At 42.4% G+C, this 12033-nt stretch carries 8 protein-coding genes; 2 read left to right on the top strand and 6 right to left on the bottom strand.

Annotated elements, in window-relative coordinates; all coding sequences use genetic code 11:
- Positions 1-279: 279 nt before the first annotated feature.
- From fusA to JMY02_RS09090, 4 genes are all read right to left on the bottom strand, one after another.
- A complete protein-coding gene (gene fusA, locus JMY02_RS09105) occupies positions 280-2406 on the bottom strand; it encodes an elongation factor G (protein WP_201597381.1) in 2127 nt (708 codons plus the stop codon).
- Positions 2407-2748: 342 nt separating this feature from the next.
- Complete coding sequence (gene rpsG / locus JMY02_RS09100) at positions 2749-3222, bottom strand: 30S ribosomal protein S7 (RefSeq protein ID WP_021814163.1); 474 nt, start codon at positions 3220-3222, stop codon at positions 2749-2751.
- Positions 3223-3443: 221 nt separating this feature from the next.
- Positions 3444-3818, bottom strand: coding sequence for a 30S ribosomal protein S12 (gene rpsL / locus JMY02_RS09095; protein WP_011281154.1), 375 nt, complete (start codon positions 3816-3818; stop codon positions 3444-3446).
- Positions 3819-4271: 453 nt separating this feature from the next.
- Entirely contained in the window at positions 4272-5468 is a 1197-nt protein-coding gene (locus JMY02_RS09090; RefSeq protein WP_201597379.1) for an EcsC family protein, read from the bottom strand.
- Positions 5469-6001: 533 nt separating this feature from the next.
- On the opposite strand from JMY02_RS09090, the gene JMY02_RS09085 reads away from it, so the two are divergent.
- Together JMY02_RS09085 and JMY02_RS09080 are read left to right on the top strand one after the other, a co-directional pair.
- The gene (locus JMY02_RS09085; protein WP_201597377.1) at positions 6002-7237 is read left to right on the top strand and encodes a beta-ketoacyl-ACP synthase II; all 1236 of its coding nucleotides are present in this window, start codon (positions 6002-6004) and stop codon (positions 7235-7237) included.
- Positions 7238-7240: 3 nt separating this feature from the next.
- A complete protein-coding gene (locus tag JMY02_RS09080) occupies positions 7241-8986 on the top strand; it encodes an anthranilate synthase component I family protein (protein WP_201597375.1) in 1746 nt (581 codons plus the stop codon).
- 117 nt (positions 8987-9103) lie between these two features.
- Here JMY02_RS09080 and hisC read toward each other — a convergent pair whose 3' ends face one another.
- A complete protein-coding gene (gene hisC / locus JMY02_RS09075) occupies positions 9104-10237 on the bottom strand; it encodes a histidinol-phosphate transaminase (protein WP_201597374.1) in 1134 nt (377 codons plus the stop codon).
- An 87-nt stretch (positions 10238-10324) separates the two neighbouring features.
- Positions 10325-11620, bottom strand: a complete 1296-nt coding sequence (gene hisD, locus JMY02_RS09070) for a histidinol dehydrogenase (RefSeq protein WP_201597372.1) — start codon at positions 11618-11620, stop codon at positions 10325-10327.
- Positions 11621-12033: the final 413 nt, after the last annotated feature.

Below are 12033 nucleotides of genomic sequence, written 5' to 3'. Positions count from 1 at the left end.
CCGATGGTGCCGACGTTGACGTGTGGCTTTTTGCGTTCAAACTTGGCCTTTGCCATGGGTATTTCCTCTTTTTTTGGGGTCAAATGCTTGGTTCGTATCAATACGATAACTAAGACAATCTTGACCACTTAAGATAAGTGTTAAAATTGTGCACATAGTAATGTGCAGATATTATAAGAAAATCGCGACCAATAACAAGTCTTTTAACAAGTTATTGGTGCATTCTATACTGACAACATAGAAACACGTCCTATATTGTCATATTTAATAGATTTTTATTTATTCGTCATCATCTTTAGAATTAAATTTAGAGATGATTTCAGCAGCAACTGATTTTGGAATTTCCGCATATTTCTGGAATTCCATTGAATAAGTAGCACGGCCTTGTGACATTGAGCGCATTTGCGTGGCATAACCAAACATTTCTGATAACGGTACTTCAGCACGGATCTGCTTAGTGCCACCAGGTAAGTCTTCCATACCCTGTACCAAACCACGACGACGGTTAAGATCGCCCATGATATCGCCCATGTAATCTTCAGGTGTTTCCACTTCGACTTTCATGATTGGTTCAAGTAGTGCTGGATCAGCTGCTAAGAAGCCTTTTCTGAAGGCCATAGAGCCTGCCATCTTAAATGATAGCTCATCAGAGTCGACGTCATGGTAAGAACCATCATAAAGTGTCGCTTTAACGCCAACAACAGGATAGCCAGCAAGTACGCCATTTTTCATGCGCTCTTGAATACCTTTGTCGACCGCACCATGGAATTCTTTAGGTACAGTACCACCAACAACTTCTTCAGCAAATTCGTATTCAACATCGCCTGCTGGATCAAGCGGCTCAAGGCGTAACCAAACGTGACCAAATTTACCACGGCCACCAGTTTGACGTACAAATTTGCCTTCTTGCTCAACAGTGCTACGGATTGTTTCACGATAAGCAACCTGCGGCGCACCGATGTTGGCTTCAACGTTAAACTCACGCTTCATACGGTCAACTAGAATTTCTAAATGCAATTCACCCATGCCGCTGATGATTGTCTGACCAGATTCTTCATCGGTATGTACACGGAATGACGGATCTTCTTTTGCCAAACGACCTAAAGCAATTGACATTCTTTCTTGGTCAGCTTTGGTCTTAGGTTCAACCGCTAGGCTGATAACTGGATCTGGGAATTCCATGCGCTCAAGCGTGATAACATTGCTTTCGTCACATAGCGTATCACCAGTCGTTACATCTTTCATGCCAACTAATGCTGCGATATCACCAGTACGAATTTCTGCAAGCTCTTCTTGAGAGTTCGCCATCATCTGTACAATACGGCCAACACGCTCACGCTTCATTTTAACTGGGTTATAAACGCTGCTACCTTGCTTTAGAACACCTGAATAAACACGAACGAAGGTTAAGTTACCAACGAACTTGTCATTCATAATTTTGAACGCTAAAGCTGAAAATGGTGCTTCATCTGACGCTTCACGGGTGCCTTCAGTTTCATCTTTGTCATCAAGGATACCTTTAATAGCAGGTACATCCATTGGCGCTGGAAGATACTGAATAACTGCATCCAGCATCTTTTGTACACCCTTGTTTTTAAAGGCAGTACCACAAAGTAGCGGAATAATTTCATTATCAATAGTCAATTGACGGATAGCACCATGGATCTGTTCTACAGACAATTCGCCATTCTCAAGATACTCATTCATGAGCTCTTCGTTTGCTTCAGCCGCACTTTCTACAAGATATTCGCGATACTCTTCCGCTTTTTCTTGTAGTTCAGTTGGGATGTCACGTTCATCATATTCCATGCCTTGAGACGCTTCATCCCAATAAATAGCTTTCATGGTTACTAGATCAACAACACCTTCAAAGTCATCTTCTTTGCCAATTGGGATAACCAATGGTACTGGCTTACCACCAAGACGAGTTTTAATTTGCTCAATAACGCGATAAAAATCAGCACCAACACGATCCATTTTATTTACAAATGCAAGACGTGGCACCTTATATTTATTCGCCTGACGCCATACAGTCTCAGACTGTGGCTGAACACCGCCTACTGCACAGTAAACCATGCAAGCGCCATCAAGTACACGCATAGAACGTTCAACTTCGATCGTGAAATCAACGTGACCAGGGGTGTCAATAATATTGATGCGGTGTTCGTCAAACTGTTTTCCCATACCTGACCAAAAACAAGTTGTTGCCGCTGAAGTAATAGTAATGCCGCGCTCTTGTTCTTGTTCCATCCAGTCCATGGTAGCTGCGCCATCATGTACTTCGCCAATTTTGTGACTAACACCGGTATAGAATAAAACACGCTCAGTAGTGGTTGTCTTACCAGCATCGATATGCGCTGAGATACCAATATTGCGATAGCGGTTTAGGGGAGTTTTACGAGCCATAGTGTTTTCCTAGGAAAAGTCGTGTATATAATAATGTATTGTGTCTCTACCTCATACTCTATGACAAAGCTGTCAGCTTCGTAATATTACTTACTGATTATTGAGCCTAAAATGGACAAAAAAAGAGCAAATACTAAGAATAGTGCGGTATCAAATTTGGGACGCTCTATGCTAAAAAATATATTTTCAGAAAGGCATCTAGATAGATATCCGCCATCTCAGATGCTAGTGGATAAACCCTACTAACAACATGATTAATGATGGCGGTAATCAATAGAATCAATAACAATCTAAGATTAGTTGACGTGAGCCAATAATCTAAAGCTACTATTCAACAGTAGCTTAAAAACGGTAATGAGAGAATGCTTTGTTAGCGTCTGCCATGCGATGAACTTCGTCACGCTTTTTCATAGCAGCGCCTTTGCCATCAGCAGCATCATTCAATTCGCCTGCTAAACGCAAAGCCATTGATTTTTCAGAACGCTTAGCAGCCGCTTCAGCTAACCAACGCATAGCCAATGCAGTACGACGGGAGGGGCGTACTTCCATTGGTACTTGATAGGTTGCACCGCCGACGCGACGAGCTTTTACTTCTACCATTGGGCGTACATTTTCAAGCACTTCTTCGAAAAAAGATACTGGATCTTCGATCTTGCGCTTTTCACTTACTGTTTCAAGTGCACCGTAAACGATACGCTCAGCAGTAGATTTTTTACCATGACTCATTACATGGTTGATGAATTTTGCAACAGTTTGGCTACCAAACTTAGGATCCGGTAGGATCTCACGGGTAGCAACGACGCGACGTCTTGGCATAATAAATTTCCTTATCTTCAGGAGTGTCTAACATTCACAACATCACACTTGTCTATAAGACATAGTTACGAGTTGTCAGTTAGCCTTACTGCATGGTGGTATGTTTTAAAAGTAGCTGATCGATATAAAATTACTTGTATACCAATCATATTACCGCTGACACCAAACCCATGCACAGTTATTGGATAGTGCAAAAAACTTTAGTTAATAACGTTTAGCTATTAAACTTTAGGCTTCTTAGCACCGTACTTAGAGCGACCTTGCTTACGGTCTTTAACGCCTGCGCAATCTAGTGCACCGCGAACCGTGTGATAACGTACACCTGGTAGATCTTTTACACGACCACCGCGGATAAGAACAACACTGTGCTCTTGTAGGTTATGACCTTCGCCGCCGATGTAGCTTGATACTTCATAGCCTGAAGTCAAACGTACACGACATACTTTACGCATGGCTGAGTTAGGTTTTTTTGGCGTGGTAGTATATACACGAGTACATACACCGCGACGCTGTGGGCACGCTTCCAACGCAGGAACTTTTGACTTTTCCTTGATGGTTTTGCGGCCTTTACGAATCAATTGGTTAGTTGTTGCCATAAGGCATCCTTCTCCCGTTTGGTATAAAACAAAAAAATGGAGTATTACACCATCTATCTGACGTTAGTGACAGATTTTGGCGCACCCATTTTTAGGACAGTGTATTATAAAGAGTTGTTGCAGCTATTTCAACCACTTATGAGTAGTCGAGCTTTACAATATTTGTTAGATATGCAGTCAACCTATTTCGATACCATTTTCTCTGTTTTTAATTAGATAATAACTTTAAAAACGGGTTATGGAATATGGTATTAAAAGCAGGTTCATTTGCGATTTAGGTAAGGCATTGAGTATTAAAAAATAGCAATCTGCGAGCACTAGATGGCGATACTATCTTATATTTCAAGAGAGATAAGATAGTATCGCCAATATTAGAGACAGTTAACTAGCTGATTCCAACTTTGCTAGTTTGGTTAAAAGAAGACCATATAAAAATAGACGTGCAGATTCTGTTTACTTGCTTGACTTGTCGGTGACTTTATCTACCTGACCTGATGTGTCATCGGATGATTCATCAACGTTATCTTTCTGTTTGTCATTTTCCTTATCAACAGCTTTTTTCGTTTTGTCTTTTGTTTGTGTGTCGTCGCTTTCAGTGCTTTCTTGCTTTTTACTGTCTTCTTGCTTTTTACTGTCTTCTTGCTCACTGCTGTCTTCTTGCTCATTGCTGTCAGTAGATTTTTTAACCGCTGCTTCATTACTACTATCATCTGTGATAGCGCGGTTAGCAAGTTTTGCATCTGGCGCAAAAGTTGCTTGAGCCACACCAATAACCTCATCAATCAATTGGCTGTTATAGCGCATACCAATGATGACGGCGGTGGCTGGTAAGAAACGACGCACCCATGACAAATTGATTTGATCCAAATCGATGCCAACTTGACTGGCAATACTATCAATTTGCTCAGCATAAAAATTAACGTTTTTATTTTTCAGGCCTAAGTTTTTAAGCTCACTATGTAAACCGTTGCTTTGAGCATTATCGAGTAGACCTTTGCCAATACCAATACCCGCAAGTAAGGCTTGCTTCTCTTGCATTTTGCTTAGGTCAGCATTTGAGAGCAACTCATAAGCCATTTTGATACCTTGTTTACCTGTCAGTGGCTTGTTATATACAGCACCCAACTGATAAATAGTTCGTAACGATACCAACAATAGCCACAATGTATCAGCCAACATACCCGGAAGCCCAGCTAGACCAGTCAAGCCACCCATCGTCGCCAATGCGCGGTTTTGATTGGCGATATCGGTGGCTAATGCATAACGCTCTTCATCATCTAAGCTTGCGACACTGGCAAACCGATGCTCATTAGGCAAATCAATTTGACTCCAATTAGACGCAAGTTTGGCTACTTGAGCGAAAGCCCCATCGACTGTCGATTGAAAAAAACTGTTTGGTACCACTTTTTTGGCATATTTACCATAAGTTGCAAAACGTGGCCCCAGCAACTGCTGAGTCGCCTTCAACGTTTGCTCCCGAAATAAATCTTGCTGATAGTCTTCATCGCCCAAATTAACCGCTTTATATTGACGCGGCTTGCTGGTTTTAGCATTCATACCATCGATCAAAGCGCCCATACGCTCTAAGTTATTACGCGTAAAAGATCCTACAGTATTGATGCTTTTAGAGAGAGTGCTACGCTTCGCCATCGGAATATCCTTTAATAAAGAAGAAGTTTAATTTTGTTTTATTATATAAAAATACTGACTGTGTCATTCTAGCGAACCACTGTGGTTGATGTCAGTGCGAACAATGTTATTGCTATCACAAATTTTGTATCTAAAAGTATAACTTAATTTTTGTCTAACTTAACCATAGCCTTTAGTTCACCCACATTGTTTTTCATAAATAGCAAAGCAACTGCTTGAATAAAAGGGCTTCATAGCCACTCACTTTCTCATTACCTTGTAGCCATAGAGGCTATCTCGCCATTATTTTACACTTGTCCAAAGATTTTCAATGCTTGATACGTTATCATGTGCCGTAAGTTAGAGCATAATTGTACACTGAATTGATATCGTCTTTAATATACTGTAGTTACTTTAATTCATGCTATCGTTATCTACATAGACTATTTTTTCACTATAATGCTCAAATTAATTAATAGTTAAACCTCATATATAGATTTACAACGATTATTGCATGTCAATAGCTGCAAATCGTTACTCATAAGGAATAGAATATGCGTCGCGTCGTTATCACTGGAGCAGGGATTGTCTCTTGTATCGGACATGATTTAGCCACGGTCACTACTGCTCTTAAAGAAGGAAAGTCTGGTATTACGTTCAATGACTCTTATGCTGAGCATGAGTTTAAGTCACATGTTAGTGGCAGTATCGATCAATCAATGCTTGATACCAGCGGTATCGATCGTAAATTGAAGCGGTTTTTTAGTGATGCCAGTCTCTATGCTTATGTTAGCGCATTGAACGCGATTGAGCACTCAGGTTTATCCCTTGAGACTATTAATAGTAATCCACGTGTGGGCTTAGTAGCGAGCTCGGGCGGTGCATCGACAGAAAATATCGTTAATGCTGTGGACGCTATGCGCGAAAAAGGCCTTCGCGGTGTCGGCGCTATGGCTGTGCCAAAAACCATGGGCAGCTCGGTATCAGCAGCACTGGCAACAGGTCTAAAAATCCAAGGGGTTTCTTACTCTCTCGCTTCTGCCTGCGCAACGTCAACCCATTGTATCGGTCATGCCGCTGAGCTGATTCAGCTAGGCAAAGCCGACGTGGTGCTGGCTGGCGGTAGTGAATCCGAGCATTGGACGCAGTCTTGCATGTTTGATGCCATGGGTGCGGTTAGCACTCAATATAATGACACGCCAACACGGGCATCAAGAGCTTATGACAAGAATCGTGACGGTTTTGTGATTGCCGCTGGCGGTGCTATGGTTGTCGTTGAAAGTTTAGAGCATGCCCAAGCACGTGGCGCCAATATTTTAGCCGAAATCGTCGGTTATGGTGCCAGCTCTGATGGCGCAGAAATGGTCGCTCCAAGTGGTGAAGGTGCTGTACGTTGTATGCAACAAGCATTGGCTGAAGCGGGTCTACAATCTGTCGATTACATCAATAGCCACGGTACGAGCACGCCACTCGGTGATATGACTGAGCTTAAAGCCATTGCCAAAGTTTTTGGTGATGATGTCAGTAAAGTACCCGCTATCAGCTCGACCAAATCTATGACAGGCCATAGCTTGGGTGCGGTCGGTGCGCAAGAGCTCATTTATTGCTTATTGATGCTAAAAGAAGGTTTTATTGCCCCAAGTATTAATGTTGAAGAATTAGATCCTGCCGCTGAAGGCTTTGATATCGTCACTCAAATGCGTGAAGCCAAGCTTGAAACGCTAATGAGCAATAGCTTTGGCTTTGGTGGTACTAACGCTACCCTAATTATCAAAAAATTTGACGTTTAGCATATGCTTGCAGCACATCATAATACAACGGAGCAAACAGCTTCTGCCATCTCGCCAGCTACTAAGTCTAGCTGGCGTTTTGGTGACTTGCCTGCGGCAGCATTGATGCCGCAATTACAAAAGCATCTAGCAGCGCAAGATACTGAGGCGAACTGGCAACTGGTTTGGCTCAATAATGATGGCAGACCAGTGATTGGTTTGCTGCCTAAAACCAGCTGGTCGGTTTATCCTACCCATCACACACTGTCTAATGAATCATCAACGCCTTATAAAGTCATCAAACATTGCCGTGATGCTTATCTTTCTCATAATCCTAAGCACAACGCCATCACAACAACCCATATGAGCTATGCTGTATGGCAGCACGAGTTAATTACTTATAGTCAAACCTATGACAATCATAGCAATGATTCAAAATCATCGAGTAAAGCAAATAACAAACCAAGCTACCATCATGGGCTAATAGGTTTTATCGGTTATGACATGGCCGCGCGTGACCTAAGTCCAACTGCTGATATTAAACTGGCAGCGCAGCCTTGTGCCGTATTGGGACAATATGATATTTATCTGACACCAATTGATGAATATAGTGACTCTGCTTGGACATTAACTGTGAACGAAACCCATAATTATTTCGGTGAGAGTGATAATAAGAAAAAGAACGAATTCGTCGCAGCGCTAACCTCCTATTTAGATGCTTTAGATAAAAAATTGTCTGATAAACATCTTAATCAGGCGGAGTTTGAAACATTATTAAAGCCGACTCCTTTAATGCTAACAGCACGATGGCATAAGCATCATTACCAGCACGCCTTTAATCAAACCCAAAACTATTTAGAGCAAGGTGATTGCTATCAAATCAATCTGACTCAAGAATGGTATGGCTGTCTTTCTCATCAAGACAAACGTGATGAACCCCTCTCCACCCTCATTGATTACTTACCCAGTCTGCATCGTAATACCCATGCGCCATTTGCAGGGTATTTGAGCACCAAATATATGGGCGATAAAACCCATGCCAATAGGCAAGACTGTACTACTAAACCAAATAAAATGACTGAACAACAAAGCCATTTTGAATTGTTAAGCTGCTCACCTGAGCTATTTTTTACTTTTACCAAAAATCATAACAACGGCAAGCATCATATTCTCACCAAACCTATCAAAGGTACTATGCCTCGTGGCAACACTGATGAGAAAGATGAGTTGTATAAACAACAACTCATTAACAGCGAAAAAGATCGTGCCGAAAACGTCATGATCGTGGATTTACTGCGCAATGATTTGGGTAAATATGCAAAGATAGGTAGCGTGAAAGTACCAAAATTATTTGCGATCGAAAGTTTTAGCAATGTTCATCATATGGTCAGCACCATCAGCGCTGAGCTAAAGGCCGATACCCATCCACTGACGGTATTATTTGGCAGTCTACCTGCCGGCTCCATCACTGGCACGCCCAAAAAGCGGGCAGTTGAAATTATTTCTGAATTAGAAACAGCCCCGCGCGGTGCTTACTGCGGCACCATGGGTTATATGAATTTTGATGGTAGTGGTCAATGGAATGTGCTGATTCGCACACTGCAAGCCAGTATCTCACCAGACAATGAATTAGATAAAGAAAGATACATCAATTTATGGGCTGGCGGCGGTATTACTATCGCTTCTGATTGCGATGCTGAACATCAGGAGTGCTTAGATAAAGTGGGTAATCTGCTATCAGTACTTGCCCAAGATAATCTGAGCAAATAAAATTAAGTATTGTCTTAAGAAATAATCAAAAATAAAGCCTGCTCAACATTACGTTAGCAGGCTTGTCTTTAACACTCATTGGTAACATCAATCGATATAGACATAGCAATCAAGTCATTAACCAGCTGTAACGCCAGTATCTATATGTAGCTCTTTTAAAGCATCAATCAAACGCTGATTCTGCTCTGCCGTACCAACCGTAATACGTAGGTAATCTGCAATGCGTGGCTTATCAAAATGCCGAACGATAATACCCTGCTCACGCAATGTAGTGGCGACCGCACTCGCATTGCCATCTTTAGGACGGACAAACACAAAGTTGGCATGCGATGGCAATACTTTATAGCCTAGTGCAGTCAATTCTGCCGTCAATGATGTGCGTAAGTCGATGACCTGCTGACGGGTTTGCTCAAAATAATCGGTATCTAACACACTGGCAGTCGCACCCGCTTGCGCTAACTTATCCAATGGGTAGCTGTTAAAACTGTTTTTCATACGCGTTAGTGCTTCAATCAATGACGGGTTGCCAAAAGCCATACCGACACGCAATCCAGCAAGTGAACGTGATTTTGAAAAGGTCTGCGTCACTAGAATATTATCGCAGTCATTGATTAAGCTCACTGCTGAGACCTGAGCATCTGACTCGCCATCTTTTATCTGCGCAAAATCGATATAAGCCTCATCAATCACAACCACTGCGTTCGAATGCTCACTAGCCAGTTTACGAATATCGGCAAGCGATAATAATAAGCCTGTTGGTGCATTGGGATTAGCAATAATGATACCACTACAAGGCTGGCGATATGCATCGGGGTCGATACTGAAATCTTCTTCTAATGCGATTTGTACCAGCTCTACACCAAATGTCTGCGCATATACTGGATAAAAGCTATAGCTAATATCAGGTGCTAATATCGGTCGCTCTTTCATAAAGAAGCTTGCGAACACCAGTGCCAACACTTCATCCGAGCCATTACCCACGAATACTTGATTGATATCGAGATCATACAGTTGTGCCAATGCGGCACGCAAATCATCAGACTCAGGCGCTGGATACAAACGCAGTTCATCCGCCTGCTGCTCCAAAACTTTAGCGATTGCTTCTCCTACTTTTGGTGAGGGCGGAAATGGATTTTCGTTGGTATTTAATTTGCATAAATTGTCATGTTGCGGCTGCTCACCTGGGATATAAGGTGATAAATTGCGTGCTTTGGATGACCAAAGTCTGGTGTCTGTCTTTAACTCACTCATAAATTATCCTACTATTAGCAATAAGGGCTATTAACAATAAATTCCAAAAGTAATTTTTAAGGTGGTTTTTAAAAGTACCAAAACATATTACTGATAACGGTAACGAGCCGAACGCGCATGGGCTTCTAGATCCTCACGTTGCGCTAAAATATCTGCCGTTTCTGCCAACGGCTTACTGCCAGCTTCACTACAATAAATAATGGATGATTTCTTCTGGAAGTCATAAACCCCTAGCGGCGAAGAAAAACGGGCAGTACCGGATGTCGGTAGTACATGATTCGGCCCTGCACAGTAGTCGCCAATCGCCTCTGGTGTATGACGACCCATAAAGATAGCGCCAGCGTGACGAATATCCGCAAGAAGCACATCAGGGTCATCAACGGATAACTCTAAATGCTCAGGCGCAATTCGGTTGATTAGTGCCATGCCTTCTGCTCTGTCTTTCACTAAAATAAGCGCACCACGGTTTTTTAGCGAATCACGAGCGATATCAGCTTTTGGCAATTCTGCCAATGCTTTTTCTATCTCAGTAGCAACTGCTTCTAATTGCTCTCTACTTGTCGTGACAAAGATGGCCTGCGCGATACGGTCGTGCTCTGCTTGTGACAATAAATCCATCGCTAACCAGTCAGCGCGGTCTTGCGCCTCGCCTTCTGCGTAGACCAACACTTCAGAGGGGCCAGCAATCATATCAATACCGACTTGGCCAAATACTGCACGTTTGGCCGCCGCGACGTATTTATTACCGGGTCCTGTGATCTTGTCTACTGCTGGAATCGTTTCCGTCCCATAAGCCAGTGCTGCCACAGCCTGTGCCCCGCCAATGGTAAAAACGCGATCAACTTGCGCCAAATGCGCCGCTGCCAATACCAAAGGATTTAGTACGCCATTTGGGGCTGGCACGACCATAATGACCTCAGCGACGCCAGCCACTTTGGCTGGAATGGCATTCATCAACACAGAAGAAGGATACGAGGCAAGGCCGCCCGGCACATAAATACCCACGCGATCCAGTGGCGTGACTTTTTGACCCAAGCGATTGCCTAGCTCATCTTCATACTGCCACGTCTCCTGTACTTGGCGTTCATGAAAAGTCTGCACACGCGTTGCTGCTGTGGTCAATGCTGTTTTTATTTTATCATCAAGATTGGCAAACGCTTCAGCAAGTGATTCTTGAGAAAGCTCTAGCTCTTGTATCGTCGATGCTGGATGCTGATCAAACTGCTTGGTCAACGCCAGTACCGCGCTATCACCATCATGACGCACTTGCGCAATGATATCGTCAACGGTCTTTAATAAATCGGCATCATTGACGGTTTCAAAAGCAAGCAATTGGGTCAATTGACTGTCAAAATCGGCATCTTGAGTACTTAATTGGCGCATGACTGAATCCTGTGGTTAAACATAGAACACGGTTATAAGAATGTAAAAAATAAAAAATTGCTACAAGCTATAGTTTATATAGCGGCTGTATAAAATTCACACCAGCAGAACAGTAACCTTTTTAAAGTGGATCAATGATATATCAGCGTATTTATTATCTTTTCACTTAATTATACTGGCATATCACTTAGATTATACTGGGCTTTTGTTTTCTGGCAAGTAATACCAATCCCAAAGATCAGAGTAGTAAGAAAAGTGAGCACAAGTACCACGCATGGTAGGCTAAGCGCTTAATCCGGTTACTCGTATTTTTTGGGTTTGGTACAAAGACAACAAAACCAGTTTAGCACGCTATATCTATCATAGAACGCCAAACTGGTTTGAAAATTTGTATAACGAAGCTTTGTATTATC

The sequence above is a fragment of the Psychrobacter vallis genome, from assembly GCF_904846715.1.
Taxonomy (GTDB): Bacteria; Pseudomonadota; Gammaproteobacteria; order Pseudomonadales; family Moraxellaceae; genus Psychrobacter; species Psychrobacter vallis.
The sequence above is the reverse complement of the archived record's forward strand: the minus strand, read 5'-3'. Positions and strand labels throughout refer to the sequence as shown.

Excerpts from the sequence above, each read along its gene's own strand:
- rpsL (WP_011281154.1), bottom strand. The coding sequence starts at position 3,818 with ATGGCAACAACTAACCAATTGATTCGTAAAGGCCGCAAAACCATCAAG.
- fusA (WP_201597381.1), bottom strand. The coding sequence starts at position 2,406 with ATGGCTCGTAAAACTCCCCTAAACCGCTATCGCAATATTGGTATCTCA.
- hisD (WP_201597372.1), bottom strand. The coding sequence starts at position 11,620 with ATGCGCCAATTAAGTACTCAAGATGCCGATTTTGACAGTCAATTGACC.
- JMY02_RS09085 (WP_201597377.1), top strand. The coding sequence starts at position 6,002 with ATGCGTCGCGTCGTTATCACTGGAGCAGGGATTGTCTCTTGTATCGGA.
- JMY02_RS09080 (WP_201597375.1), top strand. The coding sequence starts at position 7,241 with ATGCTTGCAGCACATCATAATACAACGGAGCAAACAGCTTCTGCCATC.
- JMY02_RS09090 (WP_201597379.1), bottom strand. The coding sequence starts at position 5,468 with ATGGCGAAGCGTAGCACTCTCTCTAAAAGCATCAATACTGTAGGATCT.
- rpsG (WP_021814163.1), bottom strand. The coding sequence starts at position 3,222 with ATGCCAAGACGTCGCGTCGTTGCTACCCGTGAGATCCTACCGGATCCT.
- hisC (WP_201597374.1), bottom strand. The coding sequence starts at position 10,237 with ATGAGTGAGTTAAAGACAGACACCAGACTTTGGTCATCCAAAGCACGC.